Source organism: Mesorhizobium sp. WSM4904 (assembly GCF_029674545.1).
GTDB lineage: Bacteria > Pseudomonadota > Alphaproteobacteria > Rhizobiales > Rhizobiaceae > Mesorhizobium.
This window is the reverse complement of the sequence record NZ_CP121354.1, coordinates 5,240,394-5,264,331: the sequence shown is the minus strand read 5'-3', so window position 1 is coordinate 5,264,331 and position 23,938 is coordinate 5,240,394. Positions and strand designations below refer to the sequence as shown.

At 65.5% G+C, this 23,938-nt stretch carries 22 protein-coding genes; 10 read left to right on the top strand and 12 right to left on the bottom strand.

The genetic code is table 11. The annotated features are described in order from the left end of the window. Nucleotides 1–87 precede the first annotated feature (87 nt). Nucleotides 88–1,146, top strand: coding sequence for a Gfo/Idh/MocA family oxidoreductase (locus tag QAZ47_RS25455; protein WP_278231193.1), 1,059 nt, complete (start codon nucleotides 88–90; stop codon nucleotides 1,144–1,146). Between the two features lie 392 nt (nucleotides 1,147–1,538). Here QAZ47_RS25455 and QAZ47_RS25450 read toward each other — a convergent pair whose 3' ends face one another. The 5 genes from QAZ47_RS25450 to QAZ47_RS25430 all read right to left on the bottom strand — a co-directional run bounded on the left by QAZ47_RS25450 (nucleotide 1,539) and on the right by QAZ47_RS25430 (nucleotide 8,094). Then, nucleotides 1,539–2,261, bottom strand: coding sequence for a 3-keto-5-aminohexanoate cleavage protein (locus QAZ47_RS25450; protein WP_278231192.1), 723 nt, complete (start codon nucleotides 2,259–2,261; stop codon nucleotides 1,539–1,541). Nucleotides 2,262–2,572: 311 nt separating this feature from the next. After that, nucleotides 2,573–4,522, bottom strand: a complete 1,950-nt coding sequence (fhuB, locus tag QAZ47_RS25445; protein ID WP_278231191.1) for a Fe(3+)-hydroxamate ABC transporter permease FhuB — start codon at nucleotides 4,520–4,522, stop codon at nucleotides 2,573–2,575. After that, the gene (locus tag QAZ47_RS25440; RefSeq protein WP_278231190.1) at nucleotides 4,512–5,402 is read right to left on the bottom strand and encodes an iron-siderophore ABC transporter substrate-binding protein; all 891 of its coding nucleotides are present in this window, start codon (nucleotides 5,400–5,402) and stop codon (nucleotides 4,512–4,514) included. The genes fhuB and QAZ47_RS25440 overlap by 11 nt, the downstream gene beginning before the upstream one ends. A gap of 20 nt (nucleotides 5,403–5,422) precedes the next feature. Continuing rightward, complete coding sequence (locus QAZ47_RS25435) at nucleotides 5,423–7,543, bottom strand: TonB-dependent siderophore receptor (RefSeq protein WP_278231188.1); 2,121 nt, start codon at nucleotides 7,541–7,543, stop codon at nucleotides 5,423–5,425. Nucleotides 7,544–7,677: 134 nt separating this feature from the next. Further along, nucleotides 7,678–8,094, bottom strand: coding sequence for a helix-turn-helix domain-containing protein (locus QAZ47_RS25430; RefSeq protein WP_278076871.1), 417 nt, complete (start codon nucleotides 8,092–8,094; stop codon nucleotides 7,678–7,680). 102 nt (nucleotides 8,095–8,196) lie between these two features. Between QAZ47_RS25430 and QAZ47_RS25425 the strand changes: the two genes are divergently transcribed. Next, on the top strand, nucleotides 8,197–8,784 hold the full coding sequence (locus QAZ47_RS25425) for a dihydrofolate reductase family protein (protein WP_278231187.1): 588 nt from the start codon (nucleotides 8,197–8,199) through the stop codon (nucleotides 8,782–8,784). A gap of 106 nt (nucleotides 8,785–8,890) precedes the next feature. Here QAZ47_RS25425 and QAZ47_RS25420 read toward each other — a convergent pair whose 3' ends face one another. Together QAZ47_RS25420 and QAZ47_RS25415 are read right to left on the bottom strand one after the other, a co-directional pair. Next, the gene (locus QAZ47_RS25420) at nucleotides 8,891–9,085 is read right to left on the bottom strand and encodes a hypothetical protein (protein WP_278203484.1); all 195 of its coding nucleotides are present in this window, start codon (nucleotides 9,083–9,085) and stop codon (nucleotides 8,891–8,893) included. A 158-nt stretch (nucleotides 9,086–9,243) separates the two neighbouring features. Then, on the bottom strand, nucleotides 9,244–10,488 hold the full coding sequence (locus QAZ47_RS25415; RefSeq protein WP_278231186.1) for a cytochrome-c peroxidase: 1,245 nt from the start codon (nucleotides 10,486–10,488) through the stop codon (nucleotides 9,244–9,246). Nucleotides 10,489–10,725: 237 nt separating this feature from the next. On the opposite strand from QAZ47_RS25415, the gene QAZ47_RS25410 reads away from it, so the two are divergent. The 8 genes from QAZ47_RS25410 to QAZ47_RS25375 all read left to right on the top strand — a co-directional run bounded on the left by QAZ47_RS25410 (nucleotide 10,726) and on the right by QAZ47_RS25375 (nucleotide 18,920). Further along, the gene (locus QAZ47_RS25410; RefSeq protein WP_278231185.1) at nucleotides 10,726–12,258 is read left to right on the top strand and encodes an acid phosphatase; all 1,533 of its coding nucleotides are present in this window, start codon (nucleotides 10,726–10,728) and stop codon (nucleotides 12,256–12,258) included. 305 nt (nucleotides 12,259–12,563) lie between these two features. Continuing rightward, complete coding sequence (locus QAZ47_RS25405; RefSeq protein ID WP_278231184.1) at nucleotides 12,564–12,986, top strand: OsmC family protein; 423 nt, start codon at nucleotides 12,564–12,566, stop codon at nucleotides 12,984–12,986. A gap of 5 nt (nucleotides 12,987–12,991) precedes the next feature. Then, nucleotides 12,992–13,570, top strand: a complete 579-nt coding sequence (locus QAZ47_RS25400; RefSeq protein ID WP_278231183.1) for a hypothetical protein — start codon at nucleotides 12,992–12,994, stop codon at nucleotides 13,568–13,570. Nucleotides 13,571–13,766: 196 nt separating this feature from the next. Beyond that, on the top strand, nucleotides 13,767–14,510 hold the full coding sequence (locus QAZ47_RS25395) for a 2OG-Fe(II) oxygenase (RefSeq protein ID WP_278231182.1): 744 nt from the start codon (nucleotides 13,767–13,769) through the stop codon (nucleotides 14,508–14,510). A 276-nt stretch (nucleotides 14,511–14,786) separates the two neighbouring features. Next, nucleotides 14,787–15,893 carry an IS481 family transposase gene (locus QAZ47_RS25390; RefSeq protein WP_278207931.1) on the top strand — a complete coding sequence of 369 codons (1,107 nt, stop codon included), beginning with the start codon at nucleotides 14,787–14,789 and terminating at the stop codon, nucleotides 15,891–15,893. 167 nt (nucleotides 15,894–16,060) lie between these two features. After that, a complete protein-coding gene (locus tag QAZ47_RS25385; RefSeq protein ID WP_278231181.1) occupies nucleotides 16,061–17,683 on the top strand; it encodes an ABC-F family ATP-binding cassette domain-containing protein in 1,623 nt (540 codons plus the stop codon). A gap of 131 nt (nucleotides 17,684–17,814) precedes the next feature. Continuing rightward, a complete protein-coding gene (locus QAZ47_RS25380; protein ID WP_278231180.1) occupies nucleotides 17,815–18,282 on the top strand; it encodes a hypothetical protein in 468 nt (155 codons plus the stop codon). Next, complete coding sequence (locus QAZ47_RS25375) at nucleotides 18,279–18,920, top strand: transposase (RefSeq protein ID WP_278231179.1); 642 nt, start codon at nucleotides 18,279–18,281, stop codon at nucleotides 18,918–18,920. The genes QAZ47_RS25380 and QAZ47_RS25375 overlap by 4 nt, the downstream gene beginning before the upstream one ends. Before the next feature lie 372 nt (nucleotides 18,921–19,292). Here the strand turns inward: QAZ47_RS25375 and htpG are convergent, their stop codons facing one another. From htpG to groL, 5 genes are all read right to left on the bottom strand, one after another. After that, entirely contained in the window at nucleotides 19,293–21,185 is a 1,893-nt protein-coding gene (gene htpG / locus QAZ47_RS25370; protein ID WP_278231178.1) for a molecular chaperone HtpG, read from the bottom strand. A gap of 61 nt (nucleotides 21,186–21,246) precedes the next feature. After that, a complete protein-coding gene (locus QAZ47_RS25365) occupies nucleotides 21,247–21,552 on the bottom strand; it encodes a DUF982 domain-containing protein (protein ID WP_278203476.1) in 306 nt (101 codons plus the stop codon). Continuing rightward, the gene (locus QAZ47_RS25360; RefSeq protein WP_278203475.1) at nucleotides 21,533–21,967 is read right to left on the bottom strand and encodes a hypothetical protein; all 435 of its coding nucleotides are present in this window, start codon (nucleotides 21,965–21,967) and stop codon (nucleotides 21,533–21,535) included. Before QAZ47_RS25360 ends, QAZ47_RS25365 begins: the two co-directional genes overlap by 20 nt. A gap of 57 nt (nucleotides 21,968–22,024) precedes the next feature. After that, complete coding sequence (locus QAZ47_RS25355) at nucleotides 22,025–22,243, bottom strand: hypothetical protein (protein ID WP_278203474.1); 219 nt, start codon at nucleotides 22,241–22,243, stop codon at nucleotides 22,025–22,027. A gap of 66 nt (nucleotides 22,244–22,309) precedes the next feature. Then, on the bottom strand, nucleotides 22,310–23,938 hold the full coding sequence (gene groL, locus QAZ47_RS25350; protein WP_278203473.1) for a chaperonin GroEL: 1,629 nt from the start codon (nucleotides 23,936–23,938) through the stop codon (nucleotides 22,310–22,312).

The following is a 23,938-nucleotide window of genomic DNA, read 5'->3' as shown; positions in this document are numbered from 1 at the left end:
AGCACTCGGGAATTGCGCGACGACGAGGCTTAGGCCACATTGCGCCGCATCATTTGAATCGAACCAATTTGCTCGGAGTGCAAGAAAATGCGGCTTTTGATACTTGGTACCGGCTGGATGGCGCAGGAACATGCCCGCCGCTTCAGCGCCATCGAGGGCGTCGACATCGTCGGCGCGGTCGATGTCGACCCGGCCCGCGTCGGCGAATTCGCCGACAATTACAACATCCCGAAGCGCCTGACCTCGCTGGAGGCGGCGCTCGACTGGGGCGATTTCGACGCCGTCGCCAATGTCACGCCCGACCGCATCCACCACCCAACCACCATGGCGCTGATCGCCGCCGGCAAGCCGGTGCTGTGCGAAAAGCCGCTGGCCGAGAATTTCGGCAAGGCGAGCGAGATGGCCGATGCCGCGGAGGCCGCAGGCATCGTCAACATGGTCAACCTCACCTATCGCAACGTGGCGCCGCTGCAGAAGGCGCGGAAGATGGTGCAGGCGGGTGAGATCGGCACGGTGCGCCATGTCGAGGCGTCCTATTTGCAGAGCTGGCTGGTGTCGAAATTCTGGGGCGACTGGCGCACCGATCCGAAATGGCTGTGGCGGCTGTCGCGCGGCCATGGCTCCAACGGCGTGCTCGGCGACGTCGGCATCCATATCCTCGATTTCGCCAGCTATGGCGCGGCGCTCGACATCGACCATGTCTTCTGCCGGCTGCGCGCCTTCGACAAGGCGCCGGACAACCGCATCGGCGAATATCAGCTCGACGCAAATGACAGCTTCGCCATGACGCTCGACTTCGCCAACGGCGCCTTCGGCGTCGTGCACGCCAGCCGCTGGGCGACCGGTCATCTGAACGAGCTCAGGCTGCGCGTCTATGGCGACAAGGGCGGCATCGAGGTGGTGCACAATCTCAACGGCTCGCTGCTCAAGGCCTGCGTCGGCGAGAATGTCGAGAACGCCAAATGGGAAGAACTCGATGCCGGCACCGTGCCGACCAACTACCAGCGCTTCGTCGATGCCGTTGGCAGCGGCGTGCAGACCGAGCCGAACTTCCGCCACGCCGCGGGCTTGCAGAAGGTGCTGGATCTCGCCGTGGTGTCCGACGAGAAGCGCGCCGAGCTGAGGGCCAACGCGGACACGCAGTGAGATTTCGCAGGGGATGCACACATTTCCAAGCGGCTGGTCTTTGGCGATAGCGTGCATGGCGGCTTGGCGCATGCATTGTCTGATATAGCGCTGGTCGACCCCCACTCCGTCTCGGCTTCGCCGAGCCACCTCTCCCCCGATCGACGGGGTAGAGGAAAGGCGCCAGGCTTTTTGCCGTCAACGCTCGTCCAGCAACGCTCCCCTTCCTTTCCCTCCGGAGGGGGGAAAGGTGGCGCTGCGAAGCAGCGACGGATTGGGGGAACCACGTGGCAATCAAGCCTCGGCCCGATCAGTCACGCCAGTCACAGAAGATGTGCATAGCGTAGCCCAAGTGGGGGAGATGGCCGGCAGGCCAGAGGGGGGCGCTGTCCCGCTGGCCTAACCAGCTACCTTCACCGCGAGCGATAAATCCCCACCGCCGCCGCCACCAGCGCCACATTGCTGTCGGCCACGCTGCCGTCCGGCAGCTCCTTGCCATCCTCCAACCCAACGCGGGTCGAAAATTTCCGCAGCGCCGCCCGCTGAACAAAAGGCCACACGGTGGCGTTCTCGCCATGCAGCAGGATCGAGCGGTGGATGCCCTCGCGCTGCAGCACCTTTTCGATGCCGTTGGCGACGGCAAAGGCCTCGTCCAGCGTCTGCTCGGAAATCTCGATCAGCACCCGCAGCACCCGGCGGCCGTGATCGAGGCTGGCGAGCCTGAGCGCGTCGCCGATCGAGGCCAGCCCGGCCTCGATACCGACGCCGCGCTCGCGCAGGGCCTCCATCACCTCGGGCGCCGCCGCCTCGCTGAGATTGACTGAGGCATAGTCGGGCAACTCGTGCCAGGCGGCGATAGCCGCGAGCGTGCGCCTGTCGTCCTTTTCGATCCAGGCGCCGGTGGAGACGCCGATCAGCGTGCCCGGACAGGCACGGCGCAGCGCCGCCACCGTCCGGTCCATCGCTTCCGGGGCGAGGCTTTCCTGGCGGTCGGCGCCGCGCGCGTGGACATGGAGTTCGGCTGCGCCTGCAGCGACCGAGGCGGCGCCGTCACGCGCCATGGCGTCCGGGTCGAGCGGCAGGGCAGGATGGAAATCGGCGGCGCGGGCGCCGTTGATGCAGGCCTGGACGATCATGGCGGCGATCCTGTTGCAAATGCGAATCTAGCGCAGGCAGGGCGAAGCGGAAACGGCGGATAATGAGCTTGCTGACAGAGTCGGTTATTTCAGCGCCGCGATCCTTCGCGCCCCCTCTGTCCTGCCGGACATCTCCCCCCTTGTGGGACCACAAGGGGGGAGATCGGATGACGCAGGTCTTCGCCAATCTCCCGGCGTTGAAGAAGCGGCGCCGTCGCGGGAACTGCCAATCTCCCCCCAAGTGGGGGAGATGTCCGGCAGGACAGAGGGGGGCGCCGTAGAGCGCGGACGAGGCAGATTGTCTCGCAATCTCAGCTCGCCGCCTTCCTGCCGAGCAAAACCCCCATCGCCGCCAAACTTCCGATCAGCACCGACAGCACCCCTGCCGGCAACTCCGTCGGAGCAAACACAACGCGGCCGGTCCAGTCGGCGAACACCACCAGCGCCGCCCCTGCTATCGCCGAGCCGAACAATTGCGGCCCGGCGCGGCGCAGGCCCATCAGCCCGGCCAGATGCGGCGCGAGCAGCCCGACGAAGCTCATCGGGCCGACGACCAGCGCCGCGGCCGCCGTCGCGATCGCCGCCAGCACCAGCACCGCCAGTCGCGCGGCGCTAAGCGGAACGCCGAGGCCGGTCGCGACGCCGGCGCCGAGCGGCAGGATCTCCAGCCAGCGGCAGGCAAGCGCCGAGAGCGCCAGCCCGGCGAGGCCGGCCAGGAGCACGACGATCGCGAAGTCGGGTTCCACCCAATAAGTCGAGCCGCTCAGCCAGGCGAGCACCTGGCCGGAGCGCGGATCGCCAAGTGCGAGAAACAGCAGGCTCGAAGCGTCGAGCAGGGCGGTGATGGCGATGCCGGTCAACAGCAGCCGTTCCGGCGTGAAGCCGCGGTCGAGGCCGAGCAGCAGTATGGTGCCGGTGACGACAAGCGCGCCGACCGTCGCGCCGAAGAGCTGCAGCCCGGCGCCGGCATCGGCAAAGATGAGCAGCACCGCGATCAACCCCATGGCGACGCCGCCGCCGATGCCGAGGATTTCCGGGCTCGCCATCGGGTTGGCGAACAGGCGCTGGACGAGGCAGCCGGCGACGCCGAGCCCAAGCCCCGACCCGCAGGCGGCGACGACGCGTGGCAGGCGCCAGGCAAACGCCTCCGGATGGAGACCGAAGCCATCGGGTGCGCGGCCAAGAAGGAAGGCAAGAGCAAGCGCAAGGGCGAGCAGGATGGCCAAGCCGGCAAGCACGACCATCGGCCGCCCTGCGCTGCCGCCGCCGAGACGAGTGACGATCCTGCCGCCTGTCTCCAGCATCAGGCGCGGCACCCGTCTCAGCAAGAAGATCAGCATTGGCGCGCCGATCAGCGCGGTGACGGCGCCGGTGGGCAGGTTCGCCGCCTGGTCGGGCGGCAGGCGCTGGATGAGCTGGTCGACGAGGAGCACCAGGCCGGCACCGGCCAGCGGCGCGGCGACGAGTCGCTCGCCGAGTTTTTCCGCGCCGAGCACACGCGCCAGATGCGGCGCCGCCAGCCCGACGAAGCCGATGATGCCGACGGCGGCCGCCACGCTTGCCGACAGCAGCACGGCGGTGGCAAGCAGCAGCGGCTTCGAGAGCTTCGACAGGCCGAGGCTTTTTGCCTGCTGCTCGCCGAAACCGAGGATCAGCAGGGGTCGCGCCAGGGCGGCGGTGACGATCGCGCCGACAGCGACGCGCAGCGCCAGTTGCTCGACGCCGGTCCAGCCGTCCTCGACCAGCGAGCCGGCGCCCCAGATGAACATCGAGGCAAGATATTGCTGGTTGAGCAGCGTCAAGAGGCTGGAGACCGAGCCGAGCGCGAAGCTGACGACGAAGCCTGAGAGGATCAGCGTCGTCGGATCGGCGCGGCGCCGCCAGCCGATCGCCGCGATCAGCCCCCAGGCCGTGAGGGCGCCGGCAATCGCGAGCGGCTCGGGATGAGCGGCATGCAAGGCGGGCGCGGCAAGCACGCCGACGGTCAGCGCCAGATGCGCGCCGGCATTGACGCCGAGCGTCTCGGGCGCGGCGAGCGGGTTCTGCAGCGCCTGCTGCATCAGGACGCCGGCCAGGCCGAGGGCCGCGCCCGCCAGCAGCGAAACGGTGAGCCGCGGCCAATAGGCATAGTCGAGGAGCAGCGCGCGCACCGCTTCGCTGCCCTGGATATCGGCGATGTTGGTGGCGATCAACCCGGCGGCGAGCAGCAGATAGACGCCGCCCGCGAAAAGGATCGCCAGCCGGCGGCGGTCATGAAGCATGGCCGCGCTCGAAAAGCTCTGCGTGTTGCAAAAGCTGGTCGGCGAAACGGCCGGCCGAAGGCAGGCCGCCAAAACCCCAGACGCTGGGCAGGATCGCATGGTTGCCGGGCGCGAACACCGGCAACTGGCCGAGCAGCCCGTCGCGCGCCTCGAGCTTGGCGCGCACGGCGGGCGGCACCGGCTCGATCACCAGCACGGCCGCGTCGCGGATTGCAAACAGCCGGTCGACGCCGGCATTGGCAAAACCCCAGAAATTGTCCGGGCCGGTCCAGGCATTCTTCAGCCCGGCGCGCTTCAGCACATCGTCGAACAGGCTGCCGCGGCAGAACACCCAGGCGTGGCGGTCGTCCTGGAAGTAGAGCACAAGCACCGGCCTGGTCGCCGCCGCGCCGACGGCATCCTTGAGCTTGGCGATGCGCGCATCGGTGGCGGCAACGAGATCGGTCGCCGCCTGCTCGCGGCCGAGAAGCGCACCGAGCCGCCTCGTGTTCTCCTGCGCATGGCGGTAGGGCTCGAGGTCGTCGGTATAGGTTGCGAGGCTGATGACCGGCGCGATCTTGCCGAGCACCGGCTCGATCGCCGTGAATTGCGGTGTGGACAGGATGACGTCGGGCTTCAGCGCCGCCAGATATTCGAGGCTTGGCGTGGCTCTCAGACCGAGTTCGGCGACATCGGGGGGCAGGGCAGGCGAGCCGACCCAGTCGCGATAGCCAGCGGTTTCGGCAAGCCCGACCGGCGTGACGCCCAGCGCCAGCAGTGTCTCGGCCGTTCCCCAGTCGATCGTCGCAACCCGCTCGGCATGCGCGGGCACGGCTTCATCGGCCACCGCCGGCAGCACCGGCAGCAGCGCGAGCAACGACGCCAAGAGCCTTGCGATCACGAGTGAGTGCCTACCAATCGTCACCATTTATAGCCCATGGTCAGGCTGATCTCGCGGCTCTCTCCGTAGAAGCAAGTGATGTTACAGGAAGCGACATAGACCTTGTCGAACAGATTGGAGACGTTGAGCGCAGCCTTGAAGTTGTCCTTCTCGTAGCGGATCGCGGCGTCGACCACGGCATAGTCGGGCACCTTCTGCGTGTTGGCGCTGTCGGCAAAGGAAGACCCGACATAGCGTACCCCGCCGCCGATGGTAATGCCCGGCAGGCGGTCGGTGGGAACGGCATAGTCGAGCCAGAGCGAGCCGAACTGTTCCGGCGTGCCGGTCGTCACCTTGCCGATCTCGGCCGGATTGCCTTCCTTGATCTTGAGGTCGTACCAGGTGTAGGCGGCGGTCAGCGTCAGGTCGGGCGTGAGCTGGCCGATGGTTTCGAGCTCGACGCCGCGCGAATTCACCTTACCGATCTGCCGGTTGAACAGCACGCCGTCGCTGGTCACGACATTCTGGCGCGTCAGGTCGAACAGCGAAGCGGTGAGCAGCACATCGCTCAGCCAGGTCGGCTGGTATTTGACGCCGACCTCGTATTGCACCGCCGTTTCGGGCTTGAAGGCCTCGCCGGTGGAGGAATCCTTGCCGGTCAGCGGCAGGAACGAGCGCGAGATCGAGGCATAGGGCGAGATGCCGTTGTCGAAATTGTAGATGGCGCCGGCGCGGCCGCTGAAAGCGTCGCCGGAATAGCTGGCGCGCATGCCGGTCGGGCGGTCGGTGACCGTGGTATGGGCGTCATCGTAGCGGCCGCTGAAAACCAGGTTCAGGCGGTCGATCGTCATCAGGTCCTGGGCATAAAGGCCGGTCTGGTTCTGCAAGCTGTTCGACTGGTCGTAGCGCGAGGCGACGGGCGGCGCGCCGTTATAGACCGGGTTCAAGACGTCGAGCGGCGGCGCGTCCTCGAAGCCTGACTCGTCATGCAGGTCGAAGCGCTTGTAGTCGAGGCCGAGAAGCAGCGTGTGGTCGATCGAGCCTGTGGACGTCTTCCATTCGACCTGGTTGTCGACGGTGAACAGGCCGAGGTCCGGCTTCGACAGGAAGTTGGCGCGATCGAGCAACGCCGTGGTGGTGGTCGGCGGACTCACCCAGCCTTCGCCATAGACGTTGCGGAAATCGACCTCGAGATGGCCGTAGCGCAGGTTCTGCCTGACCGTCACGTCATTGTCGAAGCGGTGCTCGAACTCGTAGCCGATCATCTGCTGCGAGCGCTCGAACTTGTCGACGGCGGGCTCGCTGGTGAACAGGTCGCGCGGGATTTTTCCAAATGGCGCGTCGACCACGGTGCCGACATAGGGCAAGAAATTCTGGCCGCGCGTCTTCAGCTTCGAGACGTTGGCATAGACGGTAAGGCTGGTGTCCTCGTCCGGCTTCCAGGTCACTTCCGGCATGATGGCGAATTGGTCGTTGTCGGTAAAGTCGACCTGGGTGCCGCCATAATTGCCTGTGGCGATGAAGCGGTAGGCGAGCGTGCCGTCCTTGTTGACGCCCTCGACGTCGAGGCCGGTCCAGATATTGCCGAACTCGTTGACGCCGATCGCGGTCTCGCCGCGGTTCTGGAACGTCGGCCGCTTGGAGACGAGGTTGATGAGACCGCCCGGATTCGAGGCGCCGTAGAGTGCCGACGACGGCCCGCGCAGGACGTCGATGCGGTCGAGGAGGTAAGGATTCACCTTCCAGGTGGCGAAACTGTCGCTCGACTGCAACTGCAGCCCGTCGAGGAAGTAGCTGCTGACCTGCGAGGAGAAGCCTCGGATCAGGAACCAGTCGTTGCGGGTGTCGTTGCCGAAGGTTTCTGAGCGGATACCCGGCGAATAGCGCGTCGCTTCGACGACGCTGCGCGCGGCCTGGTCCTCGATCTGTCGGCTGCCGACCACGCTCACCGCTTGCGGCGTCTTTTCCAGCGGCTGGTCGGATTTGCTGGCGCTGGCGTCCTCCTTGGCCTTGTAGCCGTCGAACCCGGCGCTGCCGGTGCCGGCTTCGCCCTCGATCTGGATCGGCGCCAGCACGTCCTGTTTCTCCTGCGCCAGCACATGTGGCGCACGCAGGAAAGTCGTTGCCAGCAAAAGCCCCGCCAGAACGCGCCGGTTCGTCATCACCCCTGATCCCCATCTCCGATAGCTGCGCGCAGCGCTATTCAAGATGAGTGAAAGAGTCAACTTTTAATTGTCAGGCAAAACTGAGAGGCTACGATCTCCCTACGAGGAGGGAGATCGGCAGTTGCGGCGCGCTACCCCAGATGCTCCGCCCGCAGTTTCTCTTTCATCCGCGCCAGTGCCGGCTCGCCCCCGGCCGCGAGCTCCCTGGCGATCCGGGCGAGATCACCGTCCGCCTTGCGGTATTTGCTGCCCCAGGCACCGAGCGTCGCCAGCACCGGGAGCAGGTCGATGCCCGCTTCCGTCAGCCGGTAGATCGCCTTCAGCCCGTGGCTGGGGTCGTCGCTGCGGGTGAGGATGCCTTCGTCCTGCAGCGTCTGCAGCCGCTCGGCCAGCGTTCGCGACGAGATACCTTCGTCCGACTGCAGGAATTCGCGAAAATGCCGTTTTCCGGCGAAGACAAGGTCGCGGATGATGAGCAGCGTCCAGCGGTCGCCGATAAGCTCGAGCGACAGGCTGATCGGACAGCCGGACCTTTCCTTGGTTGACATAAATTCGGTTCCATTTTTAAATCACTTTACTATTGACATCATTCGTCCCACGCGTCAAACAGTTCCAAAAGTAAATCAATTGGGACATGAGGAGGCCCGGAGATGAAGAAGCTTATCCTGCAGATGCAGATGTCGGTCGACGGCTTCGTCGGCGCGGTTGAAGACCATCGCTGGCAGCTCTGGGATTGGGGCGAGGAGAGCGACTGGGACGACGAGCTGAAGGCGGACTTCAACGCCGTCTTCGACACCGTCGACACCATTCTGCTCAGCCGCAAGATGGCCGAGGATGACTATGTCGGCCACTGGAGCAATGCGGCGAGGAAGTATCCGCAAGATCGCTTCCACGCCTTCGCCCAGCGCATCGTCGAAGCGCAAAAAGTGGTGCTGAGCGACAGGCTGAAGGCCTCGCGCTGGGAGCGCACACGTGTCGCCGGCGGCGACCTGCCGCGCGAGGTCAATGCGCTGAAGGCGGGCGAGGGCGGCGACATCGCCGTGTTCGGCGGCGCCGGCTTCGCCTCGGCGCTGATTGCCGCCGGGCTGGTCGACGAGTTCCAGCTCTTCATCAATCCTGCGGTGCTGGGCGCCGGCCGCCGCATCTTCGACCAGGGCGGCTTCGCCAGGCTGAAACTGCTCGGGTCCAAAGCCTATGCCTGCGGCATGGTGGTGAGCCGCTACGCGCCGGCCGGCTGAGGGGCATTTCAAGGCGCGCTGCCTGAATCGATCTCGCAGCGTGCCGCTTCAACCGCTTGTTCGCTTTCGCTTTTCCTTGGAACGCGGGAATATCTGGCGTTCCGCCTCACTGGTCCCGAAATGGGCCTTGTGCGTCGATATCCCTGCCCCCCGCTTCATCATTCGCTGCTGCCGTGAGCCGCCAGGCCTCATGCGGCGTCAGGCCGATGAGCACGCGGCCGGCAAATTCGGCGGGCTCCTCATTGGCCGTATCAAACACGGCCCAACTGCCGGTCGGTTCCTGTATCGCGACGAATCTCATGCGAGACTCCATCCATGAAGAGCGCCTAATATGACAGGCGTTTCATGTTGATCCTGTGATCTGGCCCACATAGAGGCCCACCTTAGTCCGATATCCTCGATTCGAGGCTGAACGGCAAATTCTGGGCACTGTACCAAGGCGGCGGAGCCTTCGCCGCCTTACTGTCCCGCCTGATCCGCATCCGTCAGCGTGCCGAGGAAAGCGACGATGTCGTCGATCTCGGTGTCGGTCAGCGCCGGCTTGTCGCCGGGTTTTCTGCCGTTGAAGGGCGGGTCCGTGTTGAGGTTTCCCCAGTAGGCTTTTGGCAGGTCGTCGAATTTGTCGACCGTGCCGTCGGCGTTCCTCGGATACCAGCGGCCGGGGTCGTTGTCGCGGCTGGCGTAGAAGGCCACCGCCTCGCGCAGCGTGTGGAAATAGCCGTTGTGGAAGAAGCTCTTGCGCAGCGCCACGTTGCGCAGCGTCGGCGTCTTGAACAGGCCGCAATACTCGCCGTGGCCCTTGAAATCGGTGCGCAACGGGCCGCAGAGACCGAGGTCGAAATAGTTGGGGTCGGCGTTTGCCGGGATCGCCGGGTTGCGCGGCACGGCGATGGCGATCAGGCCGTAATCGGTGAATTGCGGCGGCTCGCCGTCATTGGCGGGCTCGCTGAGATGGCAGCTCGCGCAATTGCCTTTGGTCTCGTCCTCGAACAGCACGCGGCCGCGCAGCTCCTGCGCCGTCAACTGCGCCTTGCCGGCGAGGAAGGCGTCATAGCGGCTGGAATAGGGATAGAAGTCGGCGCTGCTCTGCTCGAAAGTGCCGAGCGCCTCCACCGCGGCGTCGAAGGCGTCCCGCGGGCGGTCGAACACGTCGGCGCCGAACGCCGCCTTGAAGGCCTCGGCATAGGGCGCCTTGCGCAAGCTGGCGGCCACCTGTGCCTCGTTCTTGTTGCCCATCTCGAAAGGCGAAAGCAGCGGGATCCTCGCCTGGTCCTTGCCGTGGTCGGCGCGGCCATCCCAGGTCAGGCCGCCAGTCGGACCGTTGTCGACGCTCTCGTCGCCCTCGTCTTCGGAATCGTAGAAATGCTCGGTGAAGGCCGGCGCCGCCTGCAGGTAGCGCAGCGACGGCACGGCGCGCAGGCCGGGCTGGTCGAGTTTCGGTCCGCCCATCTCGACCGGCGAGGCCGAAGCCGGGCCGAAGGCGCGGTTGGGATCATGGCAGGACGAGCAGGCCTGCTTTCCCGAGGCCGATAGCGACGGGTCGAAGAACATCTGCCGCCCGAGCGCCGTCAGCGCCTCGGCGCGCGCATAGGCCTGCTCGCGCGTCATCGGGCCGGGGTGGACGCTGCCGGACGGGAGGCTGTCGGCCGGCCAGAGGATGGCGCCAGCGAGCGTTGCGAAGGCGACGGAGGTCCAGCGTGTCATGGCTTTGCGTAGGCGTGGATTGCTACGGATTGATGACATTTGGGACGTGGTCATTTTGCGCGCGTCGAGTTCCTTCGCGCCCCCTCTGTCCGGCAGGACAGAGGGGGCGCTGTCTCGCCAGCGTAGCAGGTTCGCTTAATACCCATCGCGCTCCACCCCCTGTCACAAAGCTGACAAGCACCCGCCCTAGCGTCGGCTGGTTCCTCCAGCCATTCCCCAGCCACGAGGCATCCCCAGATGATCCGGTCCTTCCTCTCCCTTTGCCTCGCCTCGACGGCGCTGGCATCGTTCGCCGCTGCTGCCCAGGCGGCTCCTCCCGGCTATGACAAGATCGACACCGTCGTCGTTATCTATGCCGAGAATCGCAGCTTCGATAATCTTTATGGCGGCTTCTCCGGCGCCAATGGCCTCGCCAACGTCTCGACCGACCAGGCGCGCCAGCTCGACCGCGACGGCAAGCCGCTTTCCGAGCTGCCGCCGGCCTGGGGCGGACTGACCGGCAAGGGTGTGACCCCTGCGGTGACGGAAGCCCAGACCGCGCATCTCGCCAATGCTGTCTTCGCCATCGACGATCCCAAGGGTTTCAACGAGGGCACCAACGTCATCACGCATGATCTTTGGCACCGCTTCTACCAGGAGCAGATGCAGATCGACGGAGGCAAGAACGACAAGTTCGTCGCCTGGGCCGATTCCGGCGCGCTGGTGATGGGCCATTATGACGGCTCGGTGCTGCCGATGTGGGCGGTGGCCAAGAAATACGTGCTCGCAGACAATTTCTTCCAAGGCGCCTTCGGCGGCTCCTTCCTCAACCACTTCCTGCTGGCTTGTGCCTGCGTGCCGTTCTATCCGCATGCCGACACCAGCCCGGCGAAGGGCCAGATCGCCGTCGTCGAGCCCGACGGCGTGACGCTGAAGGTGGCCAACAACTCGCCCGCCTCCGCACTTGGCGGCGTGCCGAAATTCGCCAATGACGGCGCGATCACGCCGGACTTTTATGTCGTCAACACCATGCAGCCGCCTTACCAGCCGAGCGCCAACAAGCCGGCGGAGGGCGGCGACAAGGCGCTCGCCGATCCGGCCGCGCCGACCACGCTGCCGCCGCAGCACGACATCACCATCGGCGATCTGCTGTCCCTGAAAGGTATCTCCTGGGCTTGGTATAGCGGCGCCTGGCAGGCGGCGCTCGACGGTAAGAACGCGACGCCGGTGCCGAACTTCCAGTTCCACCACCAGCCCTTCAACTATTTCGCGGCCTACGCGCCGGGCACGGCCGCGCGGGCCGAACACCTCAAGGATGGCGGCCTCGACGGCGCCGAGTTCATCAAGGCGATCGACGACGGCAAGCTGCCGGCCGTCACCTTCTACAAGCCGCAGGGCAATTTGAACGAGCATGGCGGCTACGCCGACGTGTCGTCCGGCGACAAGCACCTCGCCGATATCGTCGCGCATCTGGAGAAGAGCCCGCAATGGCAGCATATGCTGGTCGTCGTCACCTATGACGAGAATGGCGGCTTCTGGGACCACGTCGCGCCGCCCAAGGCCGACCGCTGGGGCCCGGGCAACCGCGTTCCGGCCTTCATCATCTCGCCCTATGCCAAGATGGGCACGGTCGACCACACGCAGTATGACACGACCTCGATCCCGCGCTTCATCACCGCCCGCTACGACCTGCCGGTACTGCCCGGCCTCGTCGCTCGCGACAAGGCGCTGGCCGCCAACAACGAGCCGCCGATGGGGGATTTGACGGCGGCGCTTGATCTGACGAAGTGAGGTGCCTTTCCTCTCCCCCGCCGAAGGCGGGAGAGGTGGCCGCGCAGCGGACGGAGAGGGGGTTTTCGCAGGGCGTCGGCGTCGACTCCGCAGCGTCGCGCTGCCCCTCATCCGCCCTTCGGGCACCTTCTCCCCGTGAACGGGGAGAAGGCAAGAGCCGCCGCCGGCGCCAAGCCCTTTCTTCCCGTCACTATACGGGGAGAAATGTCCGGCAGGACAATGAGGGGCAGCGCCAAGCTTCGGCGATTGCAGAGATGAATTCCCGTCCGCTATTGATGCTCGACAGATTGGACGAAGGACATTCCATGAGCGAGCTCAAGGTGAGGACCAGAAAAGTCGGCGCGCTCGCCATCCTTCCGCCCGGCGGCCTTCCAACCGTCACGACGCCTACCGGCGGCGCGGTGGATGTGGTGACTTCGGTAAGCGCGCCCGGCTTCAACCCGCTGGACTTGCTCTATGCCTCCCTGGCCGCCTGCATGGTGCTGAGCGCCCGCATCGCCGCAACGCGCCTCGGCGTCGCCGACCGACTTGGCGAGGTGAGGGCGCAGGTCAGCGGCGAGAAGGCGAAGGACGAACCCTCGCGGGTCGAGACGTTCAACGTCAGGCTGGAGATCGCGGGCGATCTCGACGCGGCCACCAAGCGGCGCATCGTCAAGGATGCCGAGACGATCTGCACCGTCTCCAACACGCTGCGCGGGGCGCCTCAACTTCACACCACGCTCGGGTGACGGCGATGGCGCATCTTTCCCCGATCGACTACACGACCGCTTCCGCCGAAATCCGTGCCGAGCACGACCGCGAGCTTGCGCTGCGCGGCCGCATGACCAGCATGAAGCGCATCCTGCTTCATTCGCCGGCAGCGCACCGCATCTACGCCGAGTGGTTCACGCTGCGCGACCTGCTCAAACCCGCGCTCGACGACCGCGCGGTATGGCTGTTTTCGAAGGCGATCGCCGAGACGATGCGCGCCGAGGTCCCAGTCACTTTCTTCCGCCGCGCGCTGATCGATAGCGGCGTCGATCCCGAGGCGATCGAGCCGACCGCCGACGAGGCGCTGCTGATCGGCTTCGGTCGGGCAATCGCCGCCGACGCGAATGCCGTTCCCGATGAAATCTGGGTCGCGCTCAAGGCACGCTACGACGAGACGCTCTTGGTCAACCTTGTCGCCTTCGCCGGCATCATGGTGGCGACCTGCATGTTCACCAGTGCGGTGAAGGTGGATATGGATCAGGAGTTGGAGAGGTATCGCAAACCCTCTCCTTCTCCCCTTGTGGGAGAAGGTGGCTCGGCGCGATCGCGCCGAGACGGATGAGGGGTGTTCCAGCTTGGCGATAAGCGTGAAATCGCCGCCGCCTCATTCCTTCCAGCACCCCTCATCCGACCTCGCTTCGCGAGGCCACCTTCTCCCACAAGGGGAGAAGGAGAGGGCGCCCGGCTCAGCAAGAATCGGGTGGCCGCGGCATTTCCTTCGCCCCATCTTCGGGACAACCAAGCGATGGAGCCAACCCATGACCATCCACTCCCTGAACACCAAGCGTGCCAGCCGCTCCGCCGAATCCCGCGTCGCAGCACAGGACTGGCGCGCTCTGGTTTCCGAGCTCAATGCCCAAGGCTGCGCGGTCATGCCTGGCCTGCTCTCGCCCGAAGAATGCGCCGAAATCGCCTCCCTCTATCCGCATGAAGAACATTTCCGCAGCCATGTGGTGATGGCCAGGCACGGCTTCGGCAAGGGCGAGTACCGCTATTTCCGCTATCCGCTCCCCGATCTGATCGAGGGCCTGCGCACCGAGCTCTATCCGCGGCTAGCCACCGTCGCCAACGACTGGAACGAGAAGATGGGCGTGGCCCTTCGCTACCCCGCCGACCATGCCGCCTTCCTGAAGCGCTGCCACGACGAGGGCCAGACCAAGCCGACGCCGCTTTTGCTGCAATACGGCCCCGGCGACTTCAATTGCCTGCATCAGGACCTTTACGGCGCGCTCGCCTTTCCGCTGCAGGTGGCGATCCTCCTGTCCGAGCCAGGCGAGGATTTTACCGGCGGCGAATTCGTGCTCACTGAACAGCGCCCGCGCATGCAAAGCCGCGCCGAAGTCGTGCCGCTCAAGCGCGGCGATGCGGTGATTTTCGCCGTGCACAACCGGCCGGTCGAAGGAACGCGTGGCTACTACCGGGTGAACCTGCGCCACGGCGTCAGCCGCTTGCGGTCGGGGCAGCGGCATACGGTTGGCATTATCTTTCACGACGCAAAGTAGGATGCGGCGCCGAAGCGCCAATCTCCCCCCTTGTGGGGGAGATGTCGCCAAAGGCGACAGAGGGGGTCGCCGCGCGTGAAGCGCCAGCGTCTTTCTTGCGGAGACCGAAGGCGTCGGCGCTCTATGTGAGACGACCCCCTCTGGCCTGCCGGCCATCTCCCCCTCAAGGGGGTGTATGGACTGGGGACATCGCGAACAGGTGTGCGAAGACATCGCGAACAGTTTCGTGCGTTTTGCGCGGGGAGGTTCGTGGTGCCATTCGAGGCCAGGAGCGTGATGAGCCAGAAAGAAGAGTTTGTAAGACTGGCGCTGGCGCCAGGGGCGAATGTGAGCGCGCTGTGCCGTCGCTTCGGGATCGGACGAACCTGCGGGCACAAATTGATCGCGCGGTTTGGTGCGGAAGGCGTAGCCGGGCTGGCGGAGCGTTCGCGGCGGCCAAAGTCGAGCCCGCGGCGCAGCCCGCCGTCGCTGGAAGCAGCGGTTGTGTCGCTGCGCAAGGAATGCCCGGCCTGGGGTGGGCGCAAGATCGCTGGCGTGCTCGAGCGCGACGGCATCGGCGCCATTGCTCCTTCGACGGTGAGCGGCATCTTGCGGCGCAACGGCGTCGAGCTGGGTGCGTTGGGCGGCGGCGCTCAGCCCTTCATCCGCTTCGAGCACGAAGCCCCCAACGATCTGTGGCAGATGGACTTCAAGGGCCATGTGCCACTGCGCCAGGGACGGCTGCATCCGCTCACCGTGCTCGACGACCATTCGCGCTTCTCGCTGGCCCTGGAGGCCTGCTCCGACGAGACGACCGAGACCGTCAAGGCGCGGCTGATCACGGCGTTCCGGCGCTATGGCCTGCCGTGGCGCATCGCCATCGACAACGGCCCGCCCTGGGGCGACGGCGGCCGCAACAACCTCACCGTGCTCGGCGTCTGGCTGATCGAGGTGGGCGTGGCCATCAGTCATTCCCGGCCCTACCATCCCCAGACGCTGGGCAAGGACGAGCGCTTCCACCGCTCCCTCAAGGCCGAGGCGCTGCAGGGGCCGCCCTTCGAGAGCCTCCAGCACGCCCAGAGCGCCTTCGACAGCTGGCGCCATCTCTACAACACCAAGCGCCCGCACGACGGCCTTGCCGGCGCTGTGCCGCTCGACCGCTACCGGCCCTCCGGCCGCGACTTCTGCGAGACCGTGGCGCCCTTCGACTACGCCGCCGGCGACCTCCTGCGCAAAATCCAGCAGAAGGGAGCGACCTCGCTGTTCGGGCGTGCCTTCAAGATCTGCAACGCCGTCGCCGGCAAGGTCGTCGCCTTCAGGCCGACCGAAATCGACGGCGTCTTCGATGTCTTCTTCCGACACCAGAAGATCCAAACCATCGACCTCAACCAGTTCCAGCGCTAGCATGGGAAACTGTTCGCGATGTCTTCGCACACCTGTTCGCGATGTCCCCAGTCCATACAGGGGGGAGATCAGCTCAACTGCGGCGTTTGCGCTCTTCCCTCCGCACCCTCATTCGCGTATGCCCCGGCCAAATCCCGCCACCCAAGCGCATTTACCCGGACCGCCCCATGATCCGTCTCGAAAACATCGGCAAGCAGAACGGCCGACAGATCGTCTTCATCGAAGCCTCGGCCGCCTTGCAGAAGGGCGAGAAGATCGGCCTCGTCGGCCCGAACGGCGCCGGCAAGACGACGCTGTTCCGCATGATCATCGGCGAGGAGCAGCCGGACGAAGGCCAGGTCTCGGTCGATCGCGGCGTCACCATCGGCTATTTCAGCCAAGACGTCGGCGACATGGGTGGTATGAGCGCCGTCGCCGAGGTGATGGAAGGCGCCGGTCCGGTCAGTGCGGTGGCCGCCGAGATGCGCGAGCTCGAGCACGCCATGGGCGACCCCGACCGCGCCGACGAGATGGACCAGATCATCGAGCGCTACGGCGAGTTGCAGCACCGCTTCGAGGAGCTCGACGGCTATGCGCTGGACGGCCGCGCTCGCGAGGTGCTCGACGGCCTCGGCTTCTCCCAGGAAATGATGGACGGCGACGTCGCGAAACTTTCCGGCGGCTGGAAGATGCGCGTCGCGCTCGCCCGCATCCTGCTGATGTGGCCCGACGTCATGCTGCTCGACGAGCCGAGCAACCATCTCGACATCGAAAGCCTGATCTGGCTGGAGAAATTCCTGAAGGACTATGACGGCGCGCTGCTGATGACTTCGCACGACCGCGAGTTCATGAACCGCATCGTCTCCAAAATCATCGAGATCGACGCCGGTGCGCTGACCTCCTATTCCGGCAATTACGAATTCTATCAGGAGCAGCGGGCGCTGGCCGACAAGCAGCTGCAGGCGCAGTTCGAGCGCCAGCAGGCGATGCTCGCCAAGGAGATCGCCTTCATCGAGCGTTTCAAGGCGCGAGCTTCCCATGCAGCCCAAGTGCAGAGCCGGGTCAAGAAGCTCGACAAGATCGACCGCGTCGAGCCGCCGAAGCGCCGCCAGACGGTGGCCTTCGAGTTCCAGCCGGCGCCGCGCTGCGGCGAGGACGTGGCGACGCTGAAGGGCATCCACAAATCCTATGGCAGCCGCTCGATCTATTCGGGCCTCGACTTCCAGATCCGCCGCCGCGAGCGCTGGTGCGTGATGGGCGTCAACGGCGCCGGCAAGTCGACGCTGCTGAAGCTGGTCGCCGGCGGTTCCGAGCCGGATGAGGGCACCGTCGCACGCGGGCCGAGCGTCAAGATGGGCTATTTCGCCCAGCACGCCATGGAGTTGCTCGACGGCGAGCGCACCGTCTTCCAGACGCTGGAGAATAATTTCCCGCAGGCCGGCCAAGCGCCACTGAGAGCCCTTGCCGGCTGCTTCGGCTTCTCCGGCGACGAGATCGAGAAGAAGTGCCGCGTGCTGTCAGGCGGCGAGAAGGCGCGTCTGGTGATGGCGCTGATGCTGTTCGATCCGCCGAACCTCCTGGTGCTCGACGAGCCGACCAACCACCTCGACATGGCGACCAAGCAGATGCTGATCGAGGCGCTGGCGCAATATGAAGGCACCATGCTCTTCGTCTCGCACGACCGCCATTTCCTGGCCGCCCTGTCGAACCGCGTGCTGGAGCTCACGCCCGACGGCATCCACACCTATGGCGGCGGCTACACGGAGTATGTCGCCCGCACCGGCCAGGAAGCGCCGGGACTGCGCGGGTAGGGGAAAGGCCTAGGAGCGACGCGGCCTCTGCCGATGGCAGTCGTCGCCTATCCGGTCGTCATCCTCGGGCTTGACCCCATAGGCGCTAACTTAGGCTTGACGGTGATCGTGGTGAGTGATTCACCGTGGTTATGAGCGATTCGCTGCAAGCGTTGGATTGGGACGAGCTGGTCGGACGATTGGGCTCGGCAGAAGAGTTGGAGACCAGCGCGCGGGAGGCTGGGGCGCTGCTGCGCAAACGGCAGGTGGCTAGCGCTGCTGACCTGCTGCGGCTGTGTTTTGCCTATGTGCTGGGTCGCTTCTCGCTTCGGATGCTGGCTGGTTGGGCCGAGCAGCGGGGAGTGGCGTCGATGTCGGACGTGGCGATGCTGAAGCGTCTGAAGGCCAGTGCTGATTGGGTGGGCGGCCTGGTTTCGGAATTGCTTGCCGAGCGCTGCCCCGAAGCCTTCGCCGGCTTGTACGGAGGCCTGCGGATGATGGCGGTGGTGGGCCACGGTAGTTGCGCCGCCTGGTCCCAAGCGGGTTTATTGGATGGTGCACACGGTGTTCGATCTTGCAACGCTGAAGCTCTGTTCGGTGGAGGTCACGGATCGCCATGAAGCCGAGCGGCTGTCGCGCGGCGCCAGGGCCGGAGAGCTTCGGATCGCCGACCGTGCCCACGCCCAAGGCCGACGATCTGGCTCGGGTAATCGAGGCAGGGGCTGATTTTCTGGTTCGTGCCCCTTCAAACTATCCACGCCTGCTGGATGGCCAAGGCCGGCTATTGGATCGCTTGGCGCTGTGCCGTGAAGCGGGCAAGAAGGGCGTGCTCGATCTTTCGGTGGGCGTCCAGGACGGCAAGTCCAGGGTCGCGATACCCGCTCGGGTGGTGATCCTGCCCATGCCGCCCGAGGCGGCTGAGAAGGCCAGACGAGCGGCGCGCCGTTTGGCGGCCAAGGCGAGATACAAACCCAGCCAGGCCGGCATTGAGATGGCCGGCTATCTGGTGCTGTTGACATCGCTGCCGCCGGATGACTGGCCGCCTGAGCGGCTCGCCTCGACCTATCGTCTGCGATGGCAGATCGAGCTGGCGTTCAAACGCATGAAGTCGCTGGTGGGTCTGGAAGATCTCCGCGCAAAGGATCCCGACCTGGCTCGCCTGTGGATCAACACCGCTCTGCTGGCCGCCCTGCTGGCCGAAGATGACCTGCCGGCCCTCGATCCCGAGGCGCCGGACTCTCTCCCCCTGGCCGCCTGAACCGATCCGCCCTGCCGATCTGGCGTCTCGTGGCCTTGGCAATCTCCAACATCTCGATGGCTGTATTACTGGGGCCTACCAGGTTGATCTCCCTCGACCTGCTGCTCCACCGCTTGCGCGAACCACCCCGACGACGACGCGCCATCGCACATCGATTGCTAAGTTAGCGCCTATGGGGCTTGACCCGAGGATCCATGCCGTAACGGTTGCCGAGGAATGCGGCAGGTCAGAATTCTGGACCGCGGCAACGCTCACAGGCTATGGCATGGATCCTAGGGTCTGCGCTGCGTCGCTACGCTCCTTGCTTCGCCCTAGGATGACAAAGGTGAGGGGCGGCGCACTCTTCCTGGCGGGAGAGCCGTGGCCGCCAAATCATCCCTTCGCCAACCCGCGCTCGATCAGCCTCGCAAGCCGCGCCGAGAACGCCTTGGCGTCCGCCGGCTTGTCGCCGTCGAGCACGCGCGCCTCGTCATAGAGGAGATGCGCGGCGTCTTCCTTAAAGCTCCGCTCCTCGACCCCGAGCTTGGCGAGTGCTGCGACCCGCTCGTGCCGCGGGTTGATCTCGAGGATCGGCTTGGCCGCCTTGTCGAGGCGGCCGGCGGCGTTGAGCAGCCGCTCGAACTGGCGGTCGGGGCCGTGCTCCGGCGCGACCAGGCAGACAGCGCTTTCGGTGAGCCGATCGGAGGCCTTCACATCCGAGACCTCGTCTCCCAGCGCCGTCTTCACGAAGGCCAGGAAGGTCGCGATCTCGGACGAGATTTCGGCATCCGGCTTCGAACCGGTGTCGAGCAGGGGGATCTCCGACAGATCGGCGGCACCCTGCGTCACCGACTTCAACGGCTTGCCGTCGAATTCCGGCGCCATCGTCGTCCAGAAACTGTCGACCGGATCAGTCAAAAGCAGTACTTCGATGCCGCGCGCCCGGAACCCTTCGAGCTGCGGCGAGGCCTCTAACCGGGCGCGGTCGTCGCCGGCCATGAAGAAGATCGCCTTCTGCCCTTCCTTCATCGCCGCGACATAGTCGGCTAGGCTGCGCAGGGTTTCGCCGGAGGTGGTGGAGCGGAAGCGGGCAAGCTTCAGCAGTTGCTCGCGCCGCTCGTAATCCTCGTAGAGCCCTTCCTTGAGCACGACGCCGAAATTCTCCCAGATCTTGCTATAAGCCTCGGCATCGTTCTCGGCTGTTTTGGCGAGGTCGCCAAGCACGCGGTTGGTCACGCCCTTGCGGATTGCGGCAAGCAGCGGGCTTTCCTGGATCATCTCGCGCGAGACGTTGAGCGGCAGGTCGGCGGAATCGACCAGGCCGCGCACGAAGCGCAGGTAGCGCGGCAGCACGTCGGCATCGTCGGTGATGAAGACGCGCCGCACATAAAGCTTCATGCGGCCCTTGCGGTCCTGGTCGAACAGATCGAACGGCCGTGAACCCGGCACGAAGGCGAGCACGCTGTATTCCTGCCGGCCCTCGGCGCGGAAGTGGATGGTGGCGGCCGGCTCGTCATACTGGCCGGCGACGCTGCGGTAGAAGTCGGTGTATTCTTCCGTCTTGATCTCGCTCTTTTGCCGTACCCACAGCGCAGTGCCGTCGGCGATGTCGCGCGGCTCCGCGCCCGGCTTCTCGACAAGCGCGATCGGCACCGGCACATGGCCGGAGTGGGACTTGGCCAGCCCCTCCAGCCGGTAAGGCGTGGTGTAGGAGGCTGCATCCTCCATCAGATGCAGCACGACGCGCGTGCCGCGTTTCGGCGCCGCGGCAAGCGGCACGGAAGCTATCTCGTAGGTGCCCTTGCCGTCGGACGACCAGCGCCAGGCTTCCTCGCTGCCGGCCAGGCGGCTGATCACGTCGACATGATCGGCCACCATGAAGACCGAGTAGAAGCCGACGCCGAACTGGCCGATCAGTGCCGAGTCTTCGCTCGCCTTTCCGGCCTCGACGCGCTCGATGAAGGCGCGCGTGCCGGAGCGGGCGATGGTGCCCAGCGCCTCGGCCATCTCGTCGCGGCCCATGCCGATGCCGTTGTCCTCGACGGCAAGCTGTTTGTTGTCGGGATCGGCCGAAATGGTGATGCGCGGCTTTGCGTCCTCGCCCAGCAGCTCGGGGCGGGTGATCGCCTCGAAGCGCAGCTTCTCGCAGGCGTCGGCGCCGTTGGAGATCAGCTCGCGCAGGAAGACGTCCCGGTCCGAATAGACCGAATGCACCATCATGTGCAGCAGCCGCGAGACGTCCGCCTCGAATGTCCTGGTTTCCGTCGTCTTTGTATCCGTCGTCATTCAGAATTCCTGCGCTAGTCTTTCTATCCGCCGCGCCTGCGCGCGGAGGGTCATCAATCTTTCAGCCGTTGCTGTTTGTACTAAGGGTACCGCCCGCCAGCGCCGCTGGCGCCTGCGAAACTATGTCCGGCACCAGAATATCGTGGCGGCGCGCGAAGGCAACAAGGGTTGCCCTGACCGTTTCCGCGTCGATCTCCCCGGCAATGCCGGCTTTGCAGGCGTTGAGCGCGATCTCATGCGCGCTGTTCCTGTTCGCCGAAGGCCAGTCCTGAAGCAGGGCATGCGCCTCCATCACGGTTTCGAGCCTTACTGGCAAGCCCATGCCGACGAGAATGGTGACAGGTTCTTCAAAGTGGTCGTGGGCCATGGTCCGAACCTCCTTTCGACTGCACCGCCATCGGGCCGGGGCGAAGTCCCCCGGATGCATGGCGACGCGGATAGGGCGACTGCAGCAGCACGATGCCGTGCGATTCCGGATGGTTGAGGATATTGGCCTCGAGGCTTTGAACCGCCGCGGCCGGCCCGGTGTGCGCCACGGCTTTGGATTGGAGCAATCCCGGCGGCGGGAGCGCCTTGTGGGCCTTGACCAGCGCCTCGATCCAGGCGCCAACGGCGAGCGGTATCCGCGCACGGCCGTCGACCCACCGTGCCACTTCGCTTTGCGGATGGTTGAGCTCCTGAGCCAGGTCGACGGCGTCCCACCTCAGCACCTTCATGCATTCACGCAAACGTCCCGCAATCACAGTAACCTCCTTCAGCATGCCCGTATCGAATGCGGTCATCGATGCGGTGCAATTGACGAAGGACCCCGCCTGGCGGGACGAGGCCCAGTTCCTTATTCAGCCCTTAGCGCCTGCCGTCGCCGACACCTGCTGCGCCGCCAGGAACATCAGCGTCGAGGCGGCGGTACGGCGTCTCCAGCCGGCGGCTTCGGCCGCGTCGAGCAATGCAGCAAGCTGCGGCTGCAGGGCGTTTCGGCACTCCGCCTCATAGGCGAGGAACTCGCCCGGCTTATGTGTCGGTGCCGGGACCGGGCCGGTACCGCTCATCGCATCCATGATGGCCTCCCAATCTGTCGCACGAGGCCCGCTCCCGAAGCTGGGTGCGGGCCTTTGGTCAGCGTCTTAGAAGTCCATGCCGGCCCCAGCGGGCATAGCGGGCGCGGCTTCCTTCTTCGGCTTCTCGGCCACCATCGCTTCGGTGGTGACGAGCAGGCCGGCGACCGAGGCGGCGTCCTGCAGCGCGGTGCGCACGACCTTGGCAGGGTCGATGACGCCCTGGCTGTAGAGATCGCCATATTGGCCGGTCTGGGCGTTCCAGCCATAGGCGAAGTCGGTCTTCTCGCGCAGCTTGCCGACAATGATCGAGCCTTCCGCCCCGCTGTTTTCGGCGATCTGGCGAGCGGGAGCCTCAATGGCGCGCCGCACGATGTCGACGCCGTATCTCTGGTCAGGGTTGTCGACGGCCACCGCGTCGAGCGCCTTGGCGGCCCTGAGCAGCGCCACGCCGCCACCCGGAAGGATGCCTTCCTCGACCGCGGCGCGGGTCGCATGCATGGCATCGTCGACGCGATCCTTGCGCTCCTTGACCTCGACCTCCGTCGAGCCGCCGACGCGGATCACCGCGACGCCACCGGCAAGCTTGGCCAGACGCTCCTGCAGCTTCTCGCGATCGTAGTCCGAGGTGGTCTCCTCGATTTGCGCCTTGATCTGCGTAACGCGACCCTGGATCTCCTCCTTCTTGCCGGCGCCGTCGACGATCGTGGTGTTCTCCTTTTCGACCACTACCTTCTTGGCTCGACCGAGCATTTCCAGCGTGACGTTCTCCAGTTTGATGCCAAGATCCTCGCTGATGGCGGTGCCGCCCGTGAGGATGGCGATGTCTTCCAGCATGGCCTTGCGGCGATCACCGAAGCCCGGAGCCTTGACGGCCGCGACCTTGAGGCCGCCGCGCAGCTTGTTGACCACCAGCGTCGCCAGCGCCTCGCCCTCGACATCCTCTGCGATGATCAGCAGGGGCTTGCCGGACTGCACCACCGCCTCCAGCACCGGGAGCAGGGCCTGCAGATTTGAGAGCTTCTTCTCGTGGATCAGCACATAAGGCTCTTCCAGCTCGACGCGCATCTTGTCCTGATTGGTGATGAAATACGGACTGAGATAGCCACGATCGAACTGCATGCCTTCGACGACTTCCAACTCGGTGTCGGCGGTCTTGGCTTCCTCGACGGTGATGACGCCTTCGTTGCCGACCTTCTGCATCGCTTCGGCTAGGAAGCGGCCGATCTCGGCATCGCCATTGGCCGAAATCGTGCCGACCTGGGCGATCTCGTCATTTCTGGTCACCTTGCGGGCGTTGGTCTTCAACTCCTGGACAACAGCCTCGACTGCTTTGTCGATGCCGCGTTTCAGATCCATGGGATTCACGCCCGAGGCAACGGCCTTGGCGCCTTCCTTGACGATGGCCTGGGCGAGAACGGTCGCGGTGGTCGTGCCGTCGCCGGCAATGTCGCTGGTCTTCGATGCAACCTCGCGCACCATCTGCGCGCCCATGTTCTCGAACTTGTCCTCGAGCTCGATTTCCTTCGCGACGGTGACGCCGTCCTTGGTGATGCGTGGGGCGCCGAACGACTTGTCGATGACGACGTTGCGACCCTTGGGGCCGAGGGTCACCTTTACCGCGTCGGCGAGGATGTTGACGCCGCGCAGCATGCGCTCACGGGCGTCGGAATGGAACTTCACTTCCTTGGCAGCCAT

What these genes read in the sequence shown, in the direction of transcription:
- QAZ47_RS25455 (WP_278231193.1), top strand. Translation starts at nt 88, where the DNA reads ATGCGGCTTTTGATACTTGGTACCGGCTGGATGGCGCAGGAACATGCC.
- QAZ47_RS25450 (WP_278231192.1), bottom strand. Translation starts at nt 2,261, where the DNA reads ATGATCGTCCAGGCCTGCATCAACGGCGCCCGCGCCGCCGATTTCCAT.
- fhuB (WP_278231191.1), bottom strand. Translation starts at nt 4,522, where the DNA reads ATGCTTCATGACCGCCGCCGGCTGGCGATCCTTTTCGCGGGCGGCGTC.
- QAZ47_RS25435 (WP_278231188.1), bottom strand. Translation starts at nt 7,543, where the DNA reads ATGACGAACCGGCGCGTTCTGGCGGGGCTTTTGCTGGCAACGACTTTC.
- QAZ47_RS25430 (WP_278076871.1), bottom strand. Translation starts at nt 8,094, where the DNA reads ATGTCAACCAAGGAAAGGTCCGGCTGTCCGATCAGCCTGTCGCTCGAG.
- QAZ47_RS25425 (WP_278231187.1), top strand. Translation starts at nt 8,197, where the DNA reads ATGAAGAAGCTTATCCTGCAGATGCAGATGTCGGTCGACGGCTTCGTC.
- QAZ47_RS25420 (WP_278203484.1), bottom strand. Translation starts at nt 9,085, where the DNA reads ATGAGATTCGTCGCGATACAGGAACCGACCGGCAGTTGGGCCGTGTTT.
- QAZ47_RS25415 (WP_278231186.1), bottom strand. Translation starts at nt 10,488, where the DNA reads ATGACACGCTGGACCTCCGTCGCCTTCGCAACGCTCGCTGGCGCCATC.
- QAZ47_RS25410 (WP_278231185.1), top strand. Translation starts at nt 10,726, where the DNA reads ATGATCCGGTCCTTCCTCTCCCTTTGCCTCGCCTCGACGGCGCTGGCA.
- QAZ47_RS25405 (WP_278231184.1), top strand. Translation starts at nt 12,564, where the DNA reads ATGAGCGAGCTCAAGGTGAGGACCAGAAAAGTCGGCGCGCTCGCCATC.
- QAZ47_RS25400 (WP_278231183.1), top strand. Translation starts at nt 12,992, where the DNA reads ATGGCGCATCTTTCCCCGATCGACTACACGACCGCTTCCGCCGAAATC.
- QAZ47_RS25395 (WP_278231182.1), top strand. Translation starts at nt 13,767, where the DNA reads ATGACCATCCACTCCCTGAACACCAAGCGTGCCAGCCGCTCCGCCGAA.
- QAZ47_RS25390 (WP_278207931.1), top strand. Translation starts at nt 14,787, where the DNA reads ATGAGCCAGAAAGAAGAGTTTGTAAGACTGGCGCTGGCGCCAGGGGCG.
- QAZ47_RS25385 (WP_278231181.1), top strand. Translation starts at nt 16,061, where the DNA reads ATGATCCGTCTCGAAAACATCGGCAAGCAGAACGGCCGACAGATCGTC.
- QAZ47_RS25380 (WP_278231180.1), top strand. Translation starts at nt 17,815, where the DNA reads ATGAGCGATTCGCTGCAAGCGTTGGATTGGGACGAGCTGGTCGGACGA.
- QAZ47_RS25375 (WP_278231179.1), top strand. Translation starts at nt 18,279, where the DNA reads ATGAAGCCGAGCGGCTGTCGCGCGGCGCCAGGGCCGGAGAGCTTCGGA.
- htpG (WP_278231178.1), bottom strand. Translation starts at nt 21,185, where the DNA reads ATGACGACGGATACAAAGACGACGGAAACCAGGACATTCGAGGCGGAC.
- QAZ47_RS25365 (WP_278203476.1), bottom strand. Translation starts at nt 21,552, where the DNA reads ATGGCCCACGACCACTTTGAAGAACCTGTCACCATTCTCGTCGGCATG.
- QAZ47_RS25360 (WP_278203475.1), bottom strand. Translation starts at nt 21,967, where the DNA reads ATGACCGCATTCGATACGGGCATGCTGAAGGAGGTTACTGTGATTGCG.
- QAZ47_RS25355 (WP_278203474.1), bottom strand. Translation starts at nt 22,243, where the DNA reads ATGGATGCGATGAGCGGTACCGGCCCGGTCCCGGCACCGACACATAAG.
- groL (WP_278203473.1), bottom strand. Translation starts at nt 23,938, where the DNA reads ATGGCTGCCAAGGAAGTGAAGTTCCATTCCGACGCCCGTGAGCGCATG.